This is a genomic window from Enterobacter sp. NFIX59 (genome assembly GCF_900113755.1).
GTDB classification, from domain to species: domain Bacteria; phylum Pseudomonadota; class Gammaproteobacteria; order Enterobacterales; family Enterobacteriaceae; genus Enterobacter; species Enterobacter pseudoroggenkampii.
Genome location: NZ_FOQN01000005.1, coordinates 287,002 through 310,516 on the forward strand (window position 1 = coordinate 287,002; position 23,515 = coordinate 310,516).

Sequence of the window (23,515 nt, forward strand, 5' to 3'; positions counted from 1 at the left end):
AAAACATTACTAACATCACGGTGTATTCATCAAGGGGGAACAGTCATCTACGCCGTCGCGATGCGGCATCACAGCCTGGAATCTCAGAACGTCAGGCGTGACGGCTATCAATCGTTACCAGGTTTCAGGTGCCGAAGGACTTGTCATCCGCAAATGCGGTCAGCCCACCAACCGCCGATTTACCGAATCTCTCAAACTTGAAGCAACCCAAGGCATGTTAAAAATCTGCATAGGATCACGTTGAACTGTTACTCCACTCATTCACACCATCACTAACTCAACTGGCTGATTCATAAATTAGTAACCTGCATGTTTCACACTTTTCAAAAATGCTTTCATATTTTCATTAGGTTGCTCAATTTCGAAGTTACTTCCGTATCGCTCTTGTAATTTTGGCCATAACTTACTTAATAACCCTCCCCTGCGATAAAATGGATGTATCCAAACGGTAGATAGGTACGGGTAATTTGCGTTTGAAATGTTTATTGTGACTAGCCCAACTAAACATTGGCGATAACCACTATTATCAAGTGATTGTATTTCTTTGATGAACGGATACGCAACAACATCAATCCAGCCATTATTGGTTGTATCCCATTGCATTCCGTCATGACATTCCTTTGACTGATAGCGGCGTAACGCTACACACGCGAGCTTCTGCCAATATGGAGAATTAATTTTGATCTCTTCATCATATGACTCGCCTACTGGAGCGGGTATTGGTCTGATTAAACCAGCATGGCATTCATCATAGAACTTCATGTCTGCCTCAACAACGTTGTTTGCGTTGGATTGCTCCATGTGCGCGCCATTCAAAAATAGTTCTGATAGTAGTGTGTCTACGCTGTACTCTTTATTGATGATCGTCGGCTGAGAGTTTTTCTTATTAAGGCCGCGAGTGACGATTTTTCGATCAATGTTAACAACATGGAATAACCCGTCGGGGAGGCTAGCAAACCACGATGGGGCATCTGACCAGAATAGTATGCCTTTTGTAACTCTTAAGAGTTTAATTAAATTAATACAGGCTTCTTCACTAGTTCTACCGTTAATGTGAAGCATGTTAGGAATAAAGTAATATTTATCCGTATCAGGGTACGCAGCTTCACAAAATTCCTGTACATACTTCAGCACCTGGTTCCTACAGAAGTCATCATAGCTGGTAATAACTAAGGGGGTATCCTCACTACTATTATCATTATCAATCATGCAATCTATAGCAAGACTTACTGCTTTGCGTATCACTTCAGTTGAATCTAACGAATCTAAAAAATTTTTCTTGCGTGAACGAATATCCATGTATGACCTGCGCTATTAAAATTCAAGTATGAACGGATTGTGATCTTCTTTTAACATGGTGGTTTTATTCGTTGCTATAATGATTTGTGCAACAATTGTACCACGGCGGAATACAGGCATGACCTGCACCTTTTAACTAACATACCATGTGCCATCAATGTCCGCTATTGGCACGGAGCGGACACTGGGTTTACCCTTTCGGTAAAACTTAACTGGAAGATTTCGATACGACACCAGACCCGCCAAACAACATGCGGATACCGAGGCCTATCATGACAACACCTGTAAATCGTTCCTGCCATTTGATAAAGCCAGGGTGTTTACTTAGCCAGTTTCCAAATGTCCCTGATGCCATCGCGACTGACCCCAGGGAAATAATTCCTGCCAGCTTCTGGATACTACCCAGAACAAGCAATTGCAGCCAGACAGGCCCCGCAGCAGGATCAACAAACTGAGGAAGAAAAGCAAACATGAACAGTAGAGATTTTGGGTTAGTCAGGCTGTTCAGGGCGCCTTCCTTAACGGCACTCCAGTCAGAAATTTTGGCCGTTTTTCGCAGCCGCGTATCTGTGCCTGAAGTCGCAATCATTTTTATGCCCAGCCACATCAGATAAGCCGCACCAGCCCACCTTAACAGATCTAGTGCAACCGGCCAGGCATGAACAACGGCTACCAGCCCCAGGACAAGAAAAGAAACTTGCACAAAACCCGCTACAAATACATTACCCAGTACCGTAAACAGTGCAATACGTCTTCCCTGACCGACGCCTCTGGCGATAGTTAGCATCATGTCTGGCCCCGGAGAAATCTCCAGAAGCGTCAGCGCGAGAAGAAAAGTGATAAACGTTTCGATGGAAGGCATCTTGGTTGAGTCCGGATAAATATTTCTGCTACGTTACCTCAGTCCGATTCGAGCCGAAAGTGGAATATACTGCAGCGTCTGCTGCAGGCACAGAGCAGACAGAGCAGATACAGAAGCATGATGTCCACTGTAAGCGAGATGCGAACGCTGACCTTTCATCTTTGTACAATTTACACTCTGGCCTGATCTGACGTATGTATCATAGATACAGGAACTCACTAGCATGATCGGAGATTGCATATGCTGATATATAACGTTTTTGGACGGCATATTGGCGTTCAACGTAAGCATGATCGGTGGCTGGTATTTCGTGCTGACCTGACGGAGAGAAAGTTTTCTCGACTCTATGACATCGCTATTCCTGACGATATGACTGAAGGTGAGATTGCCGGCTGGCTGGGTGACATTTTCCATGAAGCCGCAACCGATCGTCATCCAAATGTGGAACGCATCGAATAAGGATTCAATGGATAGCCTTACATTGCGCCCGCTCCAGGCACTAACCTGGCATGATGTTGCCAGCAATGGCCCCAAAAAAAGCCCGCAATCCGCGGGCTTAGAGATAATTTAGAACCTGTTACTACCAGACGTATCCGGTTGGGAAATCATTCCCACTCAATCGTAGCCGGTGGCTTACCGCTGATGTCATACACCACGCGGGAAATACCGTTCACTTCGTTGATGATGCGGTTAGACACGCGGCCTAAGAAGTCATACGGCAGGTGCGCCCAGTGCGCGGTCATGAAGTCGATGGTTTCCACCGCACGCAGGGAAACAACCCAGTCGTACTTGCGGCCATCGCCCATCACGCCGACGGAGCGAACCGGCAGGAACACGGTGAATGCCTGGCTTACCTTGTTGTACAGGTCAGCTTTGTGCAGCTCTTCGATGAAGATAGCATCCGCGCGACGCAGCAGGTCGCAGTACTCTTTCTTCACTTCGCCCAGCACGCGCACGCCCAGACCCGGGCCCGGGAACGGGTGACGGTAGAGCATGTCGTACGGCAGACCCAGTTCCAGACCGATCTTACGCACTTCGTCTTTGAACAGCTCGCGCAGCGGTTCAACCAGACCCATCTTCATCTCTTTCGGCAGGCCGCCCACGTTGTGGTGAGATTTGATGACGTGTGCTTTACCGGTAGCGGATGCGGCAGATTCAATCACGTCAGGGTAGATGGTACCCTGCGCCAGCCACTTCACGTCGTCCAGCTTCAGCGCTTCTTCGTCGAACACTTCCACGAACACGCGGCCGATGATCTTACGTTTCGCTTCCGGATCGTTCTCGCCTTTCAGCGCGTCCAGGAAGCGCTGCTCGCCTTCCACGTGAACGATGTTCAGACCGAAGTGGTCGCCAAACATGTCCATAACCTGCTGGGCTTCGTTCAGGCGCAGCAGGCCGTTATCCACAAAGACGCAGGTCAGGTTTTTACCGATGGCGCGGTGCAGCAGCATCGCGGTCACGGAGGAGTCCACGCCGCCGGAGAGGCCGAGGATCACTTTGTCATCGCCAACCTGCTGGCGGATACGCTCAACGGCGTCGTCGATGATTTTTGCCGGGGTCCACAGCGCTTCACACTGGCAGATGTCGCGCACGAAGCGCTCCAGCATACGCATACCCTGACGGGTGTGGGTCACCTCCGGGTGGAACTGCACGCCGTAGAAGCGTTTTTCTTCGTTCGCCATGATGGCAAACGGGCAGCTCTCGGTGCTGGCAACGGTGACGAAGTCAGACGGGATAGCGGTGACTTTGTCGCCGTGGCTCATCCACACGTCCAGCAGCGGTTTGCCGTCTGCGGTCAGGGAGTCTTCGATACCGCGCACCAGCGCGCTGTCGTTAACCACTTCAACCTGCGCATAGCCGAACTCGCGCTCGCTGGAGCCTTCTACGTGGCCGCCCAGCTGCATGGCCATGGTCTGCATGCCGTAACAAACGCCGAATACCGGCACGCCAGCTTCGAACACGTACTGCGGCGCGCGCGGGCTGTTCTCTTCGGTGGTGCTTTCCGGGCCGCCGGACAGGATGATGCCGCTTGGATTGAATTCGCGAATCTGTGCTTCCGTGACATCCCACGCCCACAGCTCACAGTAAACGCCCAGTTCACGTACGCGACGCGCCACCAGCTGAGTGTACTGAGAACCGAAGTCCAGGATGAGAATGCGATGTTTATGAATGTTTTCCGTCATTGACGCTAATTCCGAGGCAAGTGAAACAAAAACAGAGCGCCCGGCAGAAGCCGGGCGCGGAAACTTATCAGGAGCCCAGACGGTAGTTCGGGGACTCTTTGGTGATCGTCACGTCGTGAACGTGGCTCTCCTGGATACCCGCACCGCTGATGCGTACGAATTCCGCTTTAGTACGCAGCAGGTCAATGGTACCACAGCCGGTCAGACCCATACAGGAGCGCAGGCCGCCCATCTGCTGGTGAATGATCTCTTTCAGACGGCCTTTATAGGCAACGCGACCTTCGATACCTTCCGGTACCAGTTTGTCAGCGGCGTTATCGGTCTGGAAGTAACGGTCAGATGAACCTTTGGACATCGCGCCCAGGGAGCCCATGCCGCGGTAGGATTTGTAAGAACGGCCCTGGTAGAGTTCGATTTCACCCGGGGATTCTTCGGTACCGGCCAGCATGGAGCCTACCATCACGGCAGCTGCGCCAGCGGCGATGGCTTTAGCGATGTCGCCAGAGAAGCGGATACCGCCGTCAGCGATAACCGGAATACCGGTGCCTTCCAGCGCTTCAACCGCGTCAGACACGGCGGTGATCTGTGGAACGCCCACGCCGGTCACGATACGCGTGGTACAGATAGAGCCTGGGCCGATACCCACTTTCACCGCGCTGCAGCCAGCGTCAGCCAGCGCGCGAGCGCCTGCGCCAGTGGCCACGTTACCGCCGATGATCTGCAGGTCAGGGTATTTGGCACGGGTATCACGAATACGTTGCAGAACGCCTTCGGAGTGGCCGTGAGAGGAGTCAATCAGCAGGACGTCAACGCCCGCAGCAACCAGCGCGTCAACGCGCTCTTCGTTACCGGCACCTGCGCCAACCGCAGCGCCAACGCGCAGACGGCCATGCTCGTCTTTACAGGCGTTCGGTTTACGTTCTGCTTTCTGGAAATCTTTAACGGTGATCATGCCGCGCAGGTGGAAGTTGCTGTCAACAACCAGCGCTTTTTCAACGCGTTTTTCGTGCATTTTTGCCAGCACCACGTCGCGGGTTTCACCTTCGCGAACGGTGACCAGACGCTCTTTTGGCGTCATGTAGACGCTGACAGGTTGGTTCAGGTCAGTCACGAAACGCACGTCTCGACCGGTGATGATACCGACCAGCTCGTTCTCCTCGGTCACAACCGGGTAACCGGCGAAGCCGTTACGTTCGGTCAGGGCCTTCACTTCGTGCAGCGTGGTGGTTGGCAGAACGGTCTGTGGATCGGACACGATACCGGATTCATGTTTCTTCACGCGGCGAACTTCTTCCGCCTGACGTTCGATAGACATGTTTTTGTGAATAAAGCCAATGCCACCTTCCTGTGCCAGGGCAATAGCCAGGCGCGCTTCAGTCACGGTGTCCATTGCCGCAGAGAGCATAGGAATGTTCAGGCGAATGGTTTTCGTCAACTGCGTGCTGAGATCGGCAGTATTCGGCAGAACGGTGGAGTGAGCGGGAACGAGGAGGACGTCGTCAAACGTCAGTGCTTCTTTAGCGATACGTAGCATGGGCAATATCTCTGACCTGGGTGGTTAAATATTGCCGTGGCATTATACAGAGCGTAACCGATTGCATCCACACTTTTTTAAAAAAAATGCTTGCGCTCACCTCTCAGCAGGTTACTATCGACTGAATAACTTGCTGATTTAGAATTTGATCCCGCTCACATGTTATCCTCTCAACCCCCCTCAATTTATACCGTCAGCCGCCTTAATCAGACGGTGCGTTTGCTGCTTGAGCAGGAAATGGGGCAGGTCTGGATCAGCGGTGAGATCTCAAACTTCACGCAGCCCTCCTCCGGACACTGGTACTTTACCTTAAAAGACGACACCGCCCAGGTGCGCTGCGCGATGTTCCGCAACAGCAACCGTCGCGTGACGTTCCGTCCTCAGCACGGCCAGCAGGTTCTGGTGCGCGCCAATATCACCCTGTATGAGCCGCGCGGCGACTATCAGATTATCGTCGAGAGCATGCAGCCCGCGGGTGAAGGCCTGCTGCAGCAGAAGTATGAACAGTTAAAAGCCAGGCTCTCTGCCGAGGGGCTGTTTGATCAGCAGTACAAAAAGACGCTGCCCTCGCCTGCCCACTGCGTAGGTGTCATCACCTCGAAAACCGGTGCGGCACTGCACGATATTTTGCATGTACTCAAGCGTCGCGACCCTTCCCTGCCCGTCATCATTTACCCGACCGCCGTGCAGGGTGACGATGCACCGGGCCAAATTGTGCGCGCCATTGAGCTGGCGAACGCCCGTCAGGAGTGCGACGTATTAATCGTCGGGCGCGGCGGTGGCTCGCTGGAAGACCTGTGGAGCTTCAACGACGAGCGCGTGGCGCGGGCAATCTTTGCCAGCCTTATCCCCGTGGTGAGCGCCGTCGGCCACGAAACGGACGTGACGATTGCCGATTTTGTCGCGGATCTGCGCGCGCCTACGCCGTCCGCGGCGGCGGAAGTGGTCAGCCGAAACCAGCTGGAGCTGCTGCGTCAGATTCAGAACGGCCAGCAGCGTCTTGAGATGGCGATGGACTACTTCCTTGCCAACCGTACCCGCCGCTTTACCCAGCTTCATCACCGTCTTCAGCAGCAGCACCCGCAGCTGCGCCTGGCGCGTCAGCAGACCGTGCTGGAGCGTCTGCGCCAGCGCATGAACGTGGCGGTGGACGCGCAGCTTAAGCGCGCGGTATCGCGCCAGCAGCGCGTGACGCAGCGTCTTAACCAGCAGAACCCGCAGCCGAAAATTTATCGCGCGCAAACGCGGATCCAGCAGCTGGAGTATCGTCTGGCAGAGACTGTCCGCGCCCGACTGAGCACCACCCGCGAACGATTTGGCAATGCGGTGACCCACCTTGAAGCGGTCAGCCCCCTCTCCACGCTGGCGCGCGGCTATAGCGTGACGACGGCGACGGACGGCAAGGTGCTGAAGCAGACCAAACAGGTAAATACCGGCGATGTGCTGACGACGCGTCTTTCAGACGGCTGGGTAGAAAGCGAAGTGAAATCAATTAAACCGGTGAAAAAGACGCGTCAGCGTAAAACCGGATAATTCTTCGCCGGTTACTTACTATACTGCTGCTATTCCCTTTTTTAATAAGGAGAGCAGCATGCCCCATCTTTATAGCGTTATTCCCCCTTATATTCTTCGTCGTATTATCGAAAGCGGTTCCGAGCCGCAGCAGCGCTGTGCCCGCCAGACCTTAACCCACGTCCAGACGCTGATGGCCCATATGCCGGGCAAACCCGCCGCGCCGCACGTGAATAAAGCCGGACAGCTGGAGCGCGATATTTACGACGCGAAGCAAACCCAGGAGCTGCCGGGTACGCAGGTGCGTTACGAAGGCCAGCCGTCGAACGGCGATGTAGCGGTGGATGAAGCTTACGATTATTTGGGTATTACCCATGATTTCTTCTGGAAAGAATATCAGCGCAATTCGCTCGATAACAAAGGGCTTATTTTAACCGGCACCGTTCACTACGGTCGGGAATATCAGAACGCCTTCTGGAACGGTCAGCAGATGGTATTTGGCGACGGCGACGGGGAAATATTTAACCGCTTTACCATCGCCATCGACGTGGTGGCACACGAGCTGAGCCACGGCGTGACCGAGACCGAAGCCGGGCTTATCTACTTTGAGCAGTCGGGCGCGCTGAATGAGTCGCTGTCGGACGTGTTTGGCTCGCTGGTGAAGCAGTACCATCTGAAGCAAACCGCCGATAAAGCGGACTGGCTGATTGGTGAGGGGTTACTGGCAAAAGGTATCAACGGCAAAGGGCTGCGCTCAATGTCTGAACCGGGCACCGCCTACAACGATCCGCTGCTCGGCAAAGACCCGCAGCCCGCGCACATGAAAGATTTCATTAAAACGCGCGAGGATAACGGCGGCGTTCATCTCAACTCCGGCATCCCCAACCGGGCATTTTATCTGGCCGCGACGGCGATCGGCGGCTACGCCTGGGAAAAAGCGGGTTATGCCTGGTACGACACGGTTTGCGATCGCAATCTGGCGCAGGATGCAGATTTTGAGGCCTTCGCAAAACTGACGATCGCGCACGGAGAGAAACGCTCCGGCGGCGACGTTGGGGCGGCCATTAAACAAGCCTGGGAACAGGTGGGAGTGTTGTAAATGCAGGTTCCGGAACTGACGGATGACGCCGTGGTTGAGCTGGCTCGGGAAGGCGGCGTCGCTTATATTCCTAAGCTGAGCGGCCAGCGCACCATCGCGCTCTCCTCGCTCAATGAGGCCCAGCGCCAGCGCCTGGTGAGCATCCTGGAGCAGGCCTTTCCGCGCGGTCAGCCGCCGGGACAGGCCTCGTCACCCGGCAGCGGCGACCAGCGCTATTTCCGCATCCAGATTATCTGGACCGGGCAAAATCAGGCGCACTACGCCGATATCATCGTGCTGGTACCGGAGCAGGAAGCGCCCGAGTCGCTGGTCGAGCTGTGGAAAAAAGGCGAAGGCTGCGTGTGCGATTAACCTTCGGCCCGAACAAACTCCACGCGTTTTTTAGAGATAAGACCGTGGCCGTTCTGGCAGAAATAATCCACCGCCCCGCAGGCTTTTAAGACCTGGAGTGGCTGATGGCACTCCGGGCAGCGGGCTTCAAGCGCAATATCCTTATTACAGCTCTCGCAGTGTGCCACCCCGTTCACGGGCTCAAACGGTGCCTGGCAATTCGGGCAGGTAATCGTCATGGTGACTCCTTCAAAGCGTTGAGGTCTGCGATAATTTTACCACGTTGCGTTCAGTGCGGGCCACGCAGCTGTTGCTGCAAGGTCAGCAGCAGCTCAACTTCCTCGATTCGGCGGCGCGTCGTGCGGCTTACCTCGTGCGGATCCCGTTCAAACAGGCTGTTGGCGCCCAGGATCTGCTCTGCAAGACAGTGCTCGTAGATCGAGCCGGGAATTGTCCAGCATTGGCGCGTGTCGCCATCGATCATCTCCAGCACATCTTCAGCGCCGCGCCGGTCGTAACTGATGGTCCGCCCGTCACGCAACCAGAGCCGTAAACCTTTTTGCCCGCCAGCGAGTCCCGCATATTTATTAAGCCAGATATCCACCGGCACGCCGCTGATGCGGCCCTGCAGATGCGCCTCGCCCTCCGCCGTGGTCAGGTCGCCTTTTGCGATATCGCGGCCCAGGCGGTCTTTAGCCGTCACCACCTGCAACGTCATCTCATCATTCCCTCCCAGATAACGCACCGTTTCGCGCAGCATCGCCAGCACGTGCGTACCGATATCCAGAATCACGCCATCAGGGTGACGAAGCGAACGGGTGTCCGGCTCGCCGGTGGCAAAGTTAAGCGCGATGGGTTCCCCAGCGGCGTTAACTCCGCTCGGCTCCTGCAAATAGCCGTCGATTTTGACGATATCAGAGACATTGCCAACCAGCGACCGCTTCACCGTTTCGATGCGCGCCATCCAGTGATCGAGCGCCAGCACGCGGGATGCGAGGTCAGGGTTTGCCAGCAGCGCGTTGAGCTTTTCGATTTGGGACAGCGTGGCGACAATCGGTTTTTCAACTACGATGCGGGAAACCGATGAGGCGAGAGCGTGTTCAAGCACCTCAAGATGGTGCAGCGACGCCGTGGTAATAAACAGGGTATCAAGCGGCCGGGAGAGAAGTTCAGCCAGTGTGGCGCAGCGCGTTACCCCCTCCGGCTGTTTTACGGGCTGGATATCAAAGCCTAAACAGTGAGGGGGATTATCAAAGCATTTTCGTATTGCGGGCAGGTAAGCTGTTTCAATGACTGCGCCAAGACCCACAAACCCTAACAGCATATTCTTACCTCGTTGAGTAAATTGCCGGGGCATAACGCCGCCCCGGCAAGCTCGAGGTTTATGAGGCGTTAGCTGCCGGTTTAGTCTGCGCATTTTCCAGCATGCGGCGTACCGGAACAATGAGGACGATCAGTACCGCGGCACAAATCAGCAGCGCGACGGAGCAGCGCGCAAAGAGATCCGGCAGCATATCCAGCTGGTCGGCCTTCACGTGGCCGCCAATCAGGCCCGCCGCCAGGTTACCCAGCGCGCTCGCACAGAACCACAGCCCCATCATCTGACCGCGCATTCTCTCCGGCGCCAGCAGCGTCATGGTCGCCAGGCCAATCGGGCTGAGACACAGTTCGCCGAGCGTCAGCATCAGGATGCTGCCCACCAGCCAGAACGGCGACACGCCCGCCCCACCGTTGCTCAGCACGTTTTGTGCCGCCAGCATCATCAGGCCAAAGCCCGCTGCGGCACACAAAATACCGATAACAAACTTGGTGATGCTGCTCGGGCGAATGTTCATGCTCGCGAGCTTCGGCCACGCCCAGCTGAACACCGGTGCCAGCAGGATGATGAACAGGGCGTTGATTGACTGGAACCACACCGCCGGGATTTCAAAATCGCCGATCATGCGGTTAGTGTAGTCGTTGGCAAACAGGTTGAACGAGGTTGGCTTTTGTTCGAACGCGGACCAGAAGAACGCCGCAGAGATCAGCAGAATAAAGCAGACCAGCAGCCTGGCGCGCTCTTTACGGTTCAGCCCCGCAAAAACAAACAGATAAATGAAGTAGAGGGCAACGGACGCCGCGATCACGTAGACCAGCACGCTGGCTACCGCGACCGGGTTAATCACAATCACGCCCTGCGCAATCAGCGTCACGATCGTTGCCACGCCTGCCGCCAGCGCCAGCAGCCAAACGCCCACGCCGTTACGCTTCACCACCGGGCTGTTCCAGGTAGAGTCGAGGCCGACTTCGCCGTCATAGCGTTTCATTGCCGGAACGGCAAACACGCGGAAGATAATCAGCGCCACCAGCATCCCGATACCGCCAATGCCAAAGCCCCAGTGCCAGCCGTGGGTTTTAATCAGCCAGCCGGAAATCAGCGGCGCGATGAACGAGCCCATGTTGATGCCCATATAGAACAGCGAGAAACCGCCGTCACGACGCGCGTCGCCTTTTTTATACAGGGTACCGACCATCACCGAGATACAGGTCTTGAACAGCCCGGAGCCGAGCACGATGAACATCAGGCCGATAAAGAACAGGTTGTTCCCCATCACCGCCGAGAGCGCAATCGACAGGTGACCGAGCGCAATCAGAATCGAACCGTACCAGACGGCTCTCTGCTGACCGAGCCAGTTATCCGCCAGCCAGCCGCCCGGCAGCGCGGCCAGGTACATGGTACCGGCAAAGATACCGACAATCGCCGAGGCGTTTTCACGCGCCAGGCCCATCCCGCCGTCATAGACGGTGGCGGCCATAAACAGGATCAGTAACGGACGAATGCCGTAAAACGAGAAACGCTCCCACATCTCGGTGAAGAACAGGGAACCGAGCGGATACGGATGGCCGAAGAACGTTCGGCTCTCTTTTTGATTAACAGTGGATTGCATAATTCTCCCGAAAGGTATGTCGTCGTGCTTGTAAACACCAGCAGGTACGCCGGCCAGTTACGTATCTGGCCGATTTTTTACGTGCGGCGAAAAGTTAGTTAACCATTTGATAACCAGGCGCTAGTTTTGTCTAGTACCGGACCCTGGACTTTAAGATGAAAATTCGACGATTGTCTACTTTCTTAGATTTAAACATGGTTAAAAGTGAATAGTGATTGACTTCACACTGAGAAAACCGGCGGTATGATTCGGCAAAAAAAAAGCCCGCGATAATCGCGGGCTTTCATGAGAGCGGCAAAGCTTATTTGCTTTTCTTAATGTGCTTAATCAAGCGCTTACGCTTACGCATCTGGTTTGGCGTCAGGGTGTTGCGCTTGTTGGCGAACGGGTTTTCCCCTTCCTTGAACTGGATACGGATAGGCGTGCCCATCACGTCCAGCGATTTACGGAAGTAGTTCATCAGGTAGCGCTTGTAGGAATCCGGCAGGTCTTTCACCTGGTTGCCGTGGATCACCACGATTGGCGGGTTATAACCACCGGCGTGGGCATATTTCAGCTTCACGCGACGGCCGCGCACCAGCGGCGGCTGATGGTCTTCTGCAGCCATGTTCATGATGCGCGTCAGCATCGCGGTGCTCTGACGACGGGTGGAGCTGTCATACGCCTCGCGCACGGATTCGAACAGGTTACCGACGCCGCTACCGTGCAGCGCAGAGATGAAGTGCACGCGGGCAAAGTCGATAAAGCCCAGACGGAAGTCGAGGGTCTCTTTCACCTGCTCACGAACCTCGTTGCTCAGGCCATCCCATTTGTTGACCACGATAACCAGTGAGCGCCCACTATTGAGGATAAAGCCGAGCAGAGAGAGGTCCTGATCGGAGATCCCTTCGCGTGCGTCGATGACGAGCAGCACGACGTTGGCATCTTCAATAGCCTGCAGGGTTTTGATAACGGAGAATTTTTCCACCACATCGGTGATTTTCCCGCGCTTACGCACCCCGGCGGTGTCGATGAGGACATATTCACGCTCATCGCGCTGCATAGGGATGTAGATACTGTCGCGGGTGGTGCCCGGCATATCGTAAACGACCACGCGCTCTTCACCCAGAATACGGTTAGTAAGTGTAGACTTACCTACGTTTGGACGACCCACGATTGCCAGCTTGATCGGCAGATCCTGCGGGTTGAAGTCGTCTTCAGGCTCTTCTTCTTCGCCCTCTTCTCCGTCTTCGAACTGCGCCCAGTATTCAGCGTCTTCGTCTACTTCTTCCGGCGGGTTCACTTCGTCAACCCACGGCAGCAGAACGGTTTCCAGCAGGCTGGTGACGCCACGGCCATGCGATGCCGCAATCGGGTAGATTTCACCCAGGCCCAGAGACCAGAAATCCGCGATGGCCTGATCGGCATCGATGCCGTCGGTTTTGTTCGCCACCAGGAAGGTCGGTTTTTCGCGTGAACGCAGGTGCTTAGCGATAGCGGAATCCGCCGGCATCAGGCCAGCGCGAGCATCCACCATAAACAGCACCACATCCGCTTCTTCAATCGCCAGCAGCGACTGTTCCGCCATGCGGGTTTCAACGCCGTCTTCTGTGCCGTCAATACCACCGGTATCAATACAGATGAACTCGCGTCCTTCCACCTCTGCACGACCGTACTTACGGTCACGCGTCAGCCCCGGGAAATCCGCAACCAGCGCATCACGGGTGCGTGTTAAACGGTTAAAAAGAGTGGATTTTCCAACGTTAGGGCGCCCGACAAGCGCGACCACAGGTACCATGTTTGAAGCCTCATAAAATTCAAAATAACGTCGCTTTCGCGGCGTTTTTAAAAATGTCAAAACGGCTCCTGAGTGAACAGGAGCCGTTTAGTATACTACAACCGCCGGGTAATTAACGCGTGATCGCGTACAGCGTGCCGTCTTTTGCCTGAATCAGCAGCTTGCCATCGGCCACAACCGGATCGGTCAGGAAACCAGAGCTGTCGACTTTTTGCTGTGCAACAAAGCGGCCGTTATCCGGATCGATCCAGTGCATATACCCTTCGCTGTCGCCCACAACCAGGCTACCGTTGTACAGCGCTGGCGAGGTCAGCAGACGGTGCAGCAGGTCGCTTTGCGTCCACAGCGTTACGCCGCCTTCGGTGCTCAGAGCCAGCAGACGGTCGTTCTGGTCAACCATATAGATACGGTTACCCTCAACGATGAAATCGTTCACAGAGCCCAGCTCACGTTTCCACATGATCTGGCCGCTGCGCAGATCCAGCGCGGTCAGGTTGCCGTTATAGGCCAGCGCGTAAACCACACCGTTAACGATGACCGGCGTTGTGTCTACGTCGCTCAGACGGTCAATTTCCGTTGAGCCAGTGGCCTGAGAGATACGCTGCTGCCAGATCATCTGGCCCTGCTGCATCAGCACTGCGCTCACGCGACCGTTGTCACCGCCCACAATGGCAGCGCCAAATGCGGTAGCCGGAGCGGATTCGCCGCGCAGAGAGAGTGCAGGCATATCCAGGTTAACGGTCCATTTCACCAGACCGTCCGCTTCGTTCAGCGCCTGCAGCTGGCCGTTGCTGGTATGAATCAGCACCAGGCCGTCGCTCACCACCGGGCGAGACAGGGATTCACCCGCTACGGTTGTTTGCCAGGCAATGGAGCCGTCGCTGCTGTTCAGGGCATAAACCTGCGCTTTTTCGCTGCCCACGTAGACGTGGCCACCGGCAACGGTCAGGCCGCCAGACAGCAGTGCAGGCTTACGGGAGAACCAGCCGTCTTTTTCCGCCAGGTTAACGGACCACACTTCTTTTCCGTCATCGGCGTTCACCGCTTTCACGGTACCTTTGCGGTCAGCGGCATAGACAACGCTGTCTGCATAGGCCGGATGAAGGTTGGAATAGAAATCACCAATCCCACTGCCCACGGAGACATCCCACGCGGTGGATGGGGTAAACTGGTTTTCAACCGTCGGCAGTGGGGACATTTTCACAACGTCTTCTTCGCCACTGAACAGTGAACAACCACTCAATAACGTAACAGAAAGCAGTCCTGGCAGAAGTAATTTACGCAATTGCATCGGGTCCCTCTCAGACGGACAAATTATTTATTTTCATCTGCATCATTTCGCTCAGCGCAGGTGAAGCGTTGCTCTCTACGCCAGCTTGCCACGCTTTACGCGCGCCCGCTTTGTCACCTTTGCTCAGCAGTGCTTCACCGCGCAGATCGGCAACGATGGCAGCAAAGCCTTCGCCTTTGATGGTATCGAGCGTTTTCAGCGCATCGTCAGCTTTCTTCTGCTGAACCTGAATACGTGCCAGGCGCAGATTGATCACCGCTTTCAGGTTATCATCGCTGGCCGCAGCAAGGCTCTGAGAGAGCTGAGCAGCGGCTTTATCCAGTTCGTTCTTATCAACGTACTGCTGAGCCACTTCCAGCGCAGCCAGTGCACCGTAGGTGTTTTTGTTGTCAGCCGCAAATTTCTCTGCCGCCGTCAGCGTTTGCGGCTGATCGGCACGAATTGCGCTCACGGTATTTTCATAGGACAGGGACGCGCCGCGCGCAGAATCTGCCTGATGATTGTTCCAGTAACGCCAGCCCACCAGCGCACCGACACCTAAAATAACCCCAACAACCAGCGCTTTGCCGTTTTCAACAAAGAAGCGTTTAATCGCGTCGACCTGATCGTGTTCGTTCTCGTAAATTTCCACGCAGTCCTTCTCCTTAGCCCAATAGAGTGCGCAAGTGCGCCGCAACGCCGTCCTGCGTTACCGTTGTCTGCTCACCAGAGCGCAGGTCCTTCACCACCACTTCGCCGTTAGCCACTTCGGACTCGCCCAGCACCAGTGCAATACTTGCGCCCCACTTATCGGCACGAGCAAACTGTTTTTTGAAGTTGCCGCCGCCATGGTTGGTCATCAGCTTAACGCCCGGCAGCGCATCGCGCACGCGTTCGGCAAGCTGCATCGCCGCAGACTGCGTTTCCGCGCCTGAGGCCACCAGGTATATATCGACAACGGATTCTGCTTTAAATTCCGGATTAACTGCCTGAACCAGCAAAACAAGTCGTTCAAGGCCCATAGCAAAGCCCACAGCAGGCGCTGCGCGACCACCAAGTTGCTCAACCAGACCGTCATAACGGCCGCCCGCGCATACGGTGCCCTGAGAGCCGAGGCTGCTGGTCACCCACTCAAACACGGTACGGTTGTAGTAGTCCAGTCCGCGCACCAGGCGCTGATTCACGGTATAGGCGATGCCTGCCGCTTCAAGCAGCTTGCACAGGCCCGCGAAGTGTTCGCGAGATTCTTCATCCAGGTAGTCGCCAAGCGCAGGCGCATCGTTCAGCAGTGCCTGAACATCCGCGTTTTTGGAATCCAGAACACGCAGCGGGTTGCTGTACATGCGACGCTTGCAGTCTTCGTCCAGCTTCTCTTTATGCTGCTCCAGGAACGCAACCAGCGCATCTCGGTAGTTAGCGCGAGCTTCCAGAGAACCAATAGAGTTCAGTTCAAGGGAAACGTGATCGGCGATACCGAGCGCACGCCACCAGCGGGCGGTCAGCATAATCAGTTCGGCGTCGATGTCCGGGCCCTGCAGACCAAAGACTTCCACACCCAGCTGATTGAACTGGCGATAACGACCTTTCTGAGGACGTTCGTGGCGGAACATCGGGCCGATATACCACAGGCGCTGCTCCTGATTGTACAGAAGACCATGTTCGATGCCGGCGCGTACGCAGCCCGCCGTACCTTCCGGACGCAGGGTCAGGCTGTCGCCGTTGCGGTCCTCAAAGGTGTACATCTCTTTTTCAACCACGTCGGTGACTTCACCAATCGCGCGTTTGAATAACGGGGTCTGCTCTACAATCGGCAAACGGATTTCGCTGTAACCGTAGCTGCCGAGCACCTGCTTCAGTGTGCCTTCAATGCGCTGCCAGATGGCGGTTTCGCCAGGCAGATAATCGTTCATGCCGCGGATGGCTTGAATGTTTTTTGCCACGTTTATTCTCTTTCTATATACAAAAAAAACCCAAAGAATGGGTTCAATCATACATGGGAAGCGGCACGCTTCCCATCACGTTATTTTTCAACCTGCTGAACGCTGATACGCTGTGTTTCGTCCATCATGGCGGCTTTGGCGCGGATGCGGGCTTCAAGCTGGTCGATCATGTCGCTATTATCCAGACGATCTTTACGAACGCCATCTTCATAGAGACCACTTTTCTTGTTACCGCCGGTTACGCCCAGGGTTGACACCAGCGCTTCACCCGGACCGTTTACCACACAGCCGATGATGGAAACGTCCATCGGGGTGATAATGTCTTCAAGACGTTGCTCAAGGGCATTCACCGTCCCGATCACATCAAACTCCTGACGTGAACAGGTTGGGCAGGCAATGAAGTTGATCCCACGCGCGCGAATACGAAGTGATTTCAGAATATCGAAACCGACTTTGATCTCTTCGACCGGATCGGCCGCCAGCGAGACGCGCAGGGTGTCACCGATCCCTTCAGAGAGCAGCAGCCCCAGACCGATCGCGGATTTTACCGAACCGCTGCGCAGGCCGCCCGCTTCGGTGATCCCGAGGTGCAGAGGCTGGTCGATCTGCTTTGCCAGCAGGCGGTAAGATTCTACGGCAAGGAACACGTCGGACGCTTTTACGCTGACTTTGAACTGATCGAAGTTGAGACGATCGAGATGATCGACGTGGCGCATCGCGGATTCGAGCAGCGCCTGCGGCGTAGGCTCACCGTATTTTTCCTGCAGATCTTTTTCCAGTGAACCGGCGTTAACGCCAATACGGATAGGAATATTTTTATCCCGGGCGCAGTCCACGACCATGCGGATACGCTCTTCGTTACCGATGTTGCCCGGGTTAATACGCAGGCAATCGACGCCGTATTCGGCCACTTTCAGTGCGATGCGGTAGTCGAAGTGGATATCAGCCACCAGCGGAACGCTGACCTGCTGTTTGATCAGTTTGAACGCCTCAGCGGCATCCATGGTTGGGACGGAGACGCGAACAATGTCCGCGCCTACACGTTCTAATGCTTTGATTTGATTGACCGTCGCTTCCACATCGGTGGTGCGCGTGTTGGTCATCGACTGAACGGCGATAGGTGCCCCATCGCCGATTGGCACATTCCCAACGTAAATCCGTTTCGATTTTCTACGTTGAATCGGAGCCTGGTTATGCATGAAAAATCTCCCGCGTTGCCCGTCTGTTACTGTGCTGCTGATTGTTCGGCATTAACGGTAAGACGTGCAACCTGGTTAGTTCTGATAAAGCGGCTCAGGTCGACAGGTTTTCCTTGATACTGGATCTGTACCGCTGCCGGAGCGCCGATTTTAAGTTTATAAGGAGCCTGGCCGGTTAGGTTTAACGTGCCATCTTTGCGCTGCAGGCCGCTGAACAGTTTTTTACCTGTCGCGTCAGTTACTTCCAGCCAGCAGTCGGCGCTGAAGTTCATCACCAGCGCGTTGGGATCGGCTGCTGTCGCCGTACCCGCCGGGCTGGTTGGCAGAGTCGCTGCGCTATTGTCTGCAGGCTGGGTAGCCGCAGGCGCGTTCGCCGCCGTATCAACATTCGCCTGAGAAGGGGCAACAACCGCGTTTTGATCCTGAGCCTGCGGCGCAGCGGTGTTAGCCGTTGCTGCCGGGGCCTGTGCTGCACCGGTCGCCGACGCGTCTGGCGCTGCGGTCTGTGGCTCGCTGGAGGACGCTGCGCCGTCGGTATTCAGCGGCACGCTCTGGCCGTTCTCACTTCCGGCCTGGTTAAGTTCGGCGGAGGATTGATCGGCCATGGTGGTGATCTCTTCCTGCTGCGCCTTGTGGTTTTGCCACCACCATGCACCGGTCAGACCGATGACCACAAACAGCACCAGCCAGGTAAAGCTCATCAGCCAGCCATCACGTTTTTTACGACGTTTCCCCAGGGAGAAGGTCTGCATCGGCGCAACTTTTGCTGCACGGACCGGCGCCTGCTTCTCCATCATTGGCAGTAATTCGTTTTCGGGGATGTGCACCAGTTTTGCGTAAGAGCGGATATAACCGCGCAAGAACGTTGAAGCCAGATCGGCAGGCGCCTTATCTTCTTCAATATCGCGAACCGTGGAAACCTTCAGGCACAAGCGTTCCGCAACGGCTTGCTGGCTGAGTCCGAGTTGTTCACGGGCGTTGCGAAGACGAACGCCAGTGGAGAGTGCTTCATGTTGGTCGTGAGTGGCTTCAGTATTCATTCGCTACAACTACTGGTACGTGAAAAATAAGGGTTCAGGCGCCGGTGAGTCACAATGCCACCCGCACCGCGAAACTTCTGGTCAGTTAACCTTGAACAGAGAGTATAAGACTGTCAGCCCGGAGATGACAGTACAGCCCTGCCCGTACGGCTAAACTGTTGTTACGTCGTTACATACTGCCCGAAAGTCGAATGAAACGCACCGTAATTATTGATCAGTCATCACGAATCTGACTGATTATTCAGTAAGGTTATGCTTCACGGCGCAGATAATGCGCCGCGAGTGCATAATAATCAAACAGCTTTAACCGCGATCGTCTCGCCCTGCATGCGTTTACGCAGGGTACGTTTAGTACGGTCAATGACATCACCTGCCAGCTGTCCGCATGCGGCATCAATGTCGTCACCACGGGTTTTACGCACGATGGTGGTGAAACCATACTCCATCAGCACCTTGGAGAAACGGTCGATACGGCTGTTCGAGCTACGGCCATACGGCGCGCCCGGGAACGGGTTCCATGGGATCAGGTTGATTTTGCACGGCGTATCTTTCAGCAGTTCAGCCAGCTGATGCGCATGTTCGGTGCCGTCGTTGACGTGATCCAGCATCACGTACTCGATGGTCACGCGGCCCTGGTTGGCGTTGGATTTCTCCAGGTAGCGACGTACGGCAGCGAGGAAGGTTTCGATATTGTACTTTTTGTTGATCGGCACAATTTCGTCACGAATTTCATCGTTTGGCGCGTGCAGGGAGATCGCCAGCGCAACGTCAATCATGTCGCCAAGCTTGTCCAGCGCAGGCACAACGCCTGAGGTAGACAGCGTGACGCGACGCTTAGACAGACCAAAGCCAAAGTCATCCAGCATGATTTCCATCGCCGGAACGACGTTGGTCAGGTTCAGCAGCGGCTCACCCATCCCCATCATCACCACGTTGGTGATAGGACGCGTGCCGGTCACTTTTGCCGCGCCCACGATTTTCGCGGCACGCCAGACCTGGCCGATAATTTCTGACACGCGCAGGTTACGGTTAAAGCCTTGCTGCGCGGTTGAGCAGAATTTGCACTCCAGCGCACAGCCAACCTGGGAGGAGACGCACAGCGTCGCGCGGTCTTCTTCAGGGATGTAGACAGTTTCAACGCGCTGATCGCCGACCGCAATCGCCCATTTGATGGTGCCATCCGCGGAGCGCTGCTCTTCCACCACTTCCGGTGCACGGATTTCAGCCACTTCTTTGAGCTTGTTGCGCAGGACCTTGTTGATGTCAGTCATGTCATCAAAATTGTCGCTGCAGTAATGGTACATCCACTTCATGACCTGATCGGCACGAAACGGCTTTTCGCCCATCTCTTTAAAGAACTCGCGCATCTGCTGACGGTTCAGATCCAGCAGGTTGATTTTTCCATTTTTATTGGGAACCGCAGGAATGGCGACTTCGGAGGTATTCACTAGTTCAGACATAATATTTTCCGGCCTCGTTGTTACACGTTATGGCCCATGGAGGGTTGAATAGAAACGCCCCGGAAAGCGGTCTGCTCGTCCGGGGCGTTGCATTGTACAAAGTCTGGCGCAGGGATGCCACGTCTGGACGCGGCATTTACGAAAATAATGTGTAAACGAAACCGTTAAATTAACGGGTACGTGGACACACTTCGCCTTCTGCAAAGAAGAAAGCGATTTCGCGTGCAGCAGATTCAACAGAGTCAGAACCGTGGGTGCCGTTCTCGGTGAAGCTGTCAGCGTAGTCAGCGCGCAGAGTACCGGCCAGCGCGTTGTCCGGGTTGGTTGCGCCCAGCAGGTCGCGGTGACGCTGTACTGCGTTTTCGCCTTCCAGCACGGATACCACGATTGGACCGGAGGTCATGAACTCCACCAGGCCGTCAAAGAATGGGCGACCTTCGTGCTCAGCGTAGAAGCCGCGAGCCTGCTCAACGGTCAGGTGCAGCATTTTGGTGCCAACAATTTTGAACCCTGCAGATTCAAAGCGAGCGAAGATGCTGCCAATAACGTTTTTTGCCACCGCGTTTGGTTTGATGATGGAAAAAGTACGTTCAATAGCCATGATAACCTCTGTCAATGTTCTGTTGTTTTGCATACCTGAGTATGGTGTGGCGCGGATTATAATGAGCAATAGCGCCATTGCCTATGGATTCAGGTAACATTTTTTTAAAATAAGACGAGTTTTAGCAACAGCTCACATCTGAAAGCTGTTTTCAGATCACTGCAGCGTAAAATTCACCGTCGCGACCTGCCCGGTCTCATCCATAACGAGTAACTGATAATCACCCGACTTATCAAGCTGTAATGTGTAAACCCTTCCCTTCACACTCAGCGGTTCACCGTTCAAAAACCACCAGCGCTCACCGCTGTTGCCGGTCGCCTGAAGCGGCAGCGAAACGCGGGATTCACCCGGCAGACGTTTGATAACGGCCCCTTCGCGTACGCCTGTCAGGATGAGTGGCGCAGGTGAGTCCTGCGACAGCGGAGGACAGGTTGTTGATGAAGGCGGGATCCGTACCGCGCGACGCTCGGTTGCGGGCAGCCACGGTTCCAGCGGTAGCGGCCAGACATCCAGGGCTTTTTCAGTTGCATCAGGGCAATCTGCCGCCACACGTTTACCCGTTTTATCCAGCCAGACCGGGAAACGAATGCCGCGTATGCCTTCCTGCTCCGGCAACAGCAGCGTGGGCGGTTCACTGCCTTCCAGCAGCCAGGTCGACAGGCGACGTCGACAGTTTTCACTGCCTTCCGGCAGCGGTTGGCCACCCGGCCAGCAGATCACGCCCCGCCCGACACTCTCCGGACGCGGATCGCGAGGCAGGCGGGCTTCGTCTACCGTTGAGCGCGACTGAAGCAGGTTATTGACCTGGTTTAATAGCGGAACCGCGCTGGCGAAACCAAACTGCCCCGCCACCGGCGTGCCGTCCGGTCGTCCGGTCCAGATGCCAATCACGTAGCGGGCATTCAGACCAATGGCCCAGGCATCACGGTAGCCGTAGCTGGTGCCGGTTTTCCACGCCAGGGGCGCAACCTGCGGTAGCGCATTATCCGGTAGCGGCTGCGCTTCATTGGCCAGAATACGGCGAATAATCCACGCCGAGCCCGGTGATAACAGCGGACGTTCAGTCAGCGGATCGCCCGGCTGCAGGCGCAGCCGTCCCGCCTTACCGTGTCGGGCAAAGGCACTGTAGGCAGCGGCGATATCTGCCAGCCGCGCGCCTGCCCCACCGAGGATCAGGGAGAGATTCGGCTGTGCCCCCGCGGGCAGGATCAGCGGCAAACCCGCGTTACTGAGCATACCGGCAAATCGTTTTGGTCCGTAGGCTTCCAGCACCTGAACCGCGGGCAGGTTGAGGGAGCGCACCAGCGCTTCACTCATGCTGACCGGCCCGTGGAACCCGCTGTCAAAATTCCCTGGGCGATAATCACTGGTTTTTCTGGGAACGTCCTGAAGCAGCGAGGCGGGATGGATCAGGCCATCGTCCAGCGCCATACCGTAGATAAAGGGCTTCAACACCGATCCCGGGGAGCGGATCGCATTGACCATATCCACGTGGCTAAAACGACTGTCATCGTTAATATCCACCGATCCGACCCAGCCGCGCACTTTCATATCGGTATGATCGACCACGATCATCGCCAGCGAGCTGCGTGCCGGCAGGCGGGATTTCCAGTTCATCGCCAGCTCTTCCAGCTGCCGCTGTAGCCCGGCATCCAGCGTGGTGACAATTTTCATGTCGCGACTTTTACCGAGCATCATGCGTGCAAAAAGCGGCGCCAGCTGCGGCATCTGCCGGGGCGCCAGCCATACTGATTCTTCACGGGACTCTTTGACCTGCTTTGCGGACCAGACGCCCTGCGTCGCCATGCGGTCGAGCACTTTATTGCGCGCCGCTTCGGCCCGTTCAGGCCAGCGATCCGGGCGTAAACGACTCGGTGCCTGCGGCAGCACCGCCAGCAGCGCCGCGTCGGAATAGCTGAGCTGCGACGGCGGCTTGCCCAGATACGTCCAGCTTGCCGCACCCACGCCCTGCAGCGTACCGCCAAACGGCGCGCGGTTGAGATAGAGCGTCAGGATGTCGCGTTTAGAGAGGTGCCACTCCAGCTGCATCGCACGCCAGAGCTGACGAATTTTGCCGCCAAAAGTACGCGGATGCGGGTCCAGCAGGCGTGCCACCTGCATGGTCAGCGTACTGCCGCCAGAGACGACTTTGCCAGAACTGAGATCCTGCCAGGCGGCGCGCAGGACAGAGAGCGGGTTTACGCCGGGGTGATCCCAGAACCAGCGATCTTCGTACTGGATCAGCGCCTCAAGATAACGGGGAGAGACCTCTTCGATCGTAACCGGGTAGCGCCAGATCCCGTCGCTGTCCGCAAAGCGCCACAGCGGCGTGCCCTTCTCATCCACCACCACCCGGGCGGGGTTAACCTCTTTCAGCGGTAACGGCCACAGGCGGTCGGCGGCGACAATCAGCCCCCATAAAACGAGAAGCGCTCCCGCCAGCCACAGCCAGCGGGAGCGTGTCAAACGTGCCATTCGCATA

Annotated in this window: 20 protein-coding genes and 1 pseudogene; 5 read left to right on the forward strand and 16 right to left on the reverse strand. The window is 55.7% G+C overall.

The window, feature by feature from the left end; translation table 11 throughout:
- Positions 1-5: 5 nt before the first annotated feature.
- Positions 6-199: pseudogene (locus BM007_RS17930) on the forward strand (ISNCY family transposase); the annotation flags it as partial.
- Positions 200-297: 98 nt separating this feature from the next.
- Here the strand turns inward: BM007_RS17930 and BM007_RS17935 are convergent.
- The gene (locus BM007_RS17935; RefSeq protein WP_090420179.1) at positions 298-1,299 is read right to left on the reverse strand and encodes a hypothetical protein; all 1,002 of its coding nucleotides are present in this window, start codon (positions 1,297-1,299) and stop codon (positions 298-300) included.
- A gap of 208 nt (positions 1,300-1,507) precedes the next feature.
- Entirely contained in the window at positions 1,508-2,161 is a 654-nt protein-coding gene (locus BM007_RS17940) for a LysE family translocator (protein ID WP_090420182.1), read from the reverse strand.
- A gap of 240 nt (positions 2,162-2,401) precedes the next feature.
- On the opposite strand from BM007_RS17940, the gene BM007_RS17945 reads away from it, so the two are divergent.
- Positions 2,402-2,620 (forward strand): DUF7661 family protein, encoded by a 219-nt coding sequence (locus BM007_RS17945; protein WP_032648750.1) that lies wholly within the window; start codon positions 2,402-2,404, stop codon positions 2,618-2,620.
- A 146-nt stretch (positions 2,621-2,766) separates the two neighbouring features.
- On the opposite strand, the gene guaA is transcribed toward BM007_RS17945, so the two are convergent.
- On the reverse strand, positions 2,767-4,344 hold the full coding sequence (gene guaA / locus BM007_RS17950; protein ID WP_008502126.1) for a glutamine-hydrolyzing GMP synthase: 1,578 nt from the start codon (positions 4,342-4,344) through the stop codon (positions 2,767-2,769).
- A 67-nt stretch (positions 4,345-4,411) separates the two neighbouring features.
- Positions 4,412-5,878, reverse strand: a complete 1,467-nt coding sequence (gene guaB / locus BM007_RS17955) for an IMP dehydrogenase (RefSeq protein WP_008502128.1) — start codon at positions 5,876-5,878, stop codon at positions 4,412-4,414.
- 159 nt (positions 5,879-6,037) lie between these two features.
- Here guaB and xseA point away from each other — a divergent pair, with 159 nt between their 5' ends.
- The 3 genes from xseA to BM007_RS17970 are packed head-to-tail and all read left to right on the forward strand — an operon-like array spanning position 6,038 to position 8,840.
- Positions 6,038-7,411, forward strand: a complete 1,374-nt coding sequence (gene xseA, locus BM007_RS17960) for an exodeoxyribonuclease VII large subunit (protein WP_090420185.1) — start codon at positions 6,038-6,040, stop codon at positions 7,409-7,411.
- A 58-nt stretch (positions 7,412-7,469) separates the two neighbouring features.
- Positions 7,470-8,489, forward strand: coding sequence for a M4 family metallopeptidase (locus BM007_RS17965; protein WP_090420188.1), 1,020 nt, complete (start codon positions 7,470-7,472; stop codon positions 8,487-8,489).
- Positions 8,490-8,840, forward strand: coding sequence for a protealysin inhibitor emfourin (locus BM007_RS17970; protein ID WP_021241848.1), 351 nt, complete (start codon positions 8,490-8,492; stop codon positions 8,838-8,840). It begins immediately after the preceding gene.
- On the opposite strand, the gene BM007_RS17975 is transcribed toward BM007_RS17970, so the two are convergent.
- The 12 genes from BM007_RS17975 to pbpC all read right to left on the reverse strand — a co-directional run bounded on the left by BM007_RS17975 (position 8,837) and on the right by pbpC (position 23,514).
- On the reverse strand, positions 8,837-9,058 hold the full coding sequence (locus BM007_RS17975) for a zinc ribbon domain-containing protein (protein WP_090420191.1): 222 nt from the start codon (positions 9,056-9,058) through the stop codon (positions 8,837-8,839). The genes BM007_RS17970 and BM007_RS17975 overlap by 4 nt on opposite strands.
- A 50-nt stretch (positions 9,059-9,108) precedes the next feature.
- On the reverse strand, positions 9,109-10,143 hold the full coding sequence (locus BM007_RS17980) for a Gfo/Idh/MocA family oxidoreductase (RefSeq protein WP_090420194.1): 1,035 nt from the start codon (positions 10,141-10,143) through the stop codon (positions 9,109-9,111).
- 58 nt (positions 10,144-10,201) lie between these two features.
- Positions 10,202-11,746 (reverse strand): peptide MFS transporter, encoded by a 1,545-nt coding sequence (locus tag BM007_RS17985; protein ID WP_024908656.1) that lies wholly within the window; start codon positions 11,744-11,746, stop codon positions 10,202-10,204.
- Positions 11,747-12,047: 301 nt separating this feature from the next.
- Entirely contained in the window at positions 12,048-13,523 is a 1,476-nt protein-coding gene (der, locus tag BM007_RS17990; protein ID WP_024908655.1) for a ribosome biogenesis GTPase Der, read from the reverse strand.
- A 112-nt stretch (positions 13,524-13,635) separates the two neighbouring features.
- Positions 13,636-14,814 (reverse strand): outer membrane protein assembly factor BamB, encoded by a 1,179-nt coding sequence (gene bamB, locus BM007_RS17995; RefSeq protein ID WP_024908654.1) that lies wholly within the window; start codon positions 14,812-14,814, stop codon positions 13,636-13,638.
- Between the two features lie 10 nt (positions 14,815-14,824).
- Positions 14,825-15,445 (reverse strand): YfgM family protein, encoded by a 621-nt coding sequence (locus tag BM007_RS18000; protein ID WP_024908653.1) that lies wholly within the window; start codon positions 15,443-15,445, stop codon positions 14,825-14,827.
- Between the two features lie 13 nt (positions 15,446-15,458).
- Positions 15,459-16,733 carry a histidine--tRNA ligase gene (gene hisS, locus BM007_RS18005; protein WP_023333028.1) on the reverse strand — a complete coding sequence of 425 codons (1,275 nt, stop codon included), beginning with the start codon at positions 16,731-16,733 and terminating at the stop codon, positions 15,459-15,461.
- 80 nt (positions 16,734-16,813) lie between these two features.
- Positions 16,814-17,932, reverse strand: a complete 1,119-nt coding sequence (ispG, locus tag BM007_RS18010; protein WP_023308814.1) for a flavodoxin-dependent (E)-4-hydroxy-3-methylbut-2-enyl-diphosphate synthase — start codon at positions 17,930-17,932, stop codon at positions 16,814-16,816.
- A 26-nt stretch (positions 17,933-17,958) separates the two neighbouring features.
- On the reverse strand, positions 17,959-18,972 hold the full coding sequence (gene rodZ, locus BM007_RS18015; protein WP_024908652.1) for a cytoskeleton protein RodZ: 1,014 nt from the start codon (positions 18,970-18,972) through the stop codon (positions 17,959-17,961).
- A 293-nt stretch (positions 18,973-19,265) separates the two neighbouring features.
- On the reverse strand, positions 19,266-20,432 hold the full coding sequence (locus tag BM007_RS18020; protein ID WP_014171168.1) for a dual-specificity RNA methyltransferase RlmN: 1,167 nt from the start codon (positions 20,430-20,432) through the stop codon (positions 19,266-19,268).
- A 169-nt stretch (positions 20,433-20,601) separates the two neighbouring features.
- Positions 20,602-21,033 carry a nucleoside-diphosphate kinase gene (gene ndk / locus BM007_RS18025; protein WP_003860625.1) on the reverse strand — a complete coding sequence of 144 codons (432 nt, stop codon included), beginning with the start codon at positions 21,031-21,033 and terminating at the stop codon, positions 20,602-20,604.
- Between the two features lie 156 nt (positions 21,034-21,189).
- Positions 21,190-23,514 carry a peptidoglycan glycosyltransferase PbpC gene (gene pbpC / locus BM007_RS18030; protein WP_090420195.1) on the reverse strand — a complete coding sequence of 775 codons (2,325 nt, stop codon included), beginning with the start codon at positions 23,512-23,514 and terminating at the stop codon, positions 21,190-21,192.
- Position 23,515 lies beyond the last annotated feature (1 nt).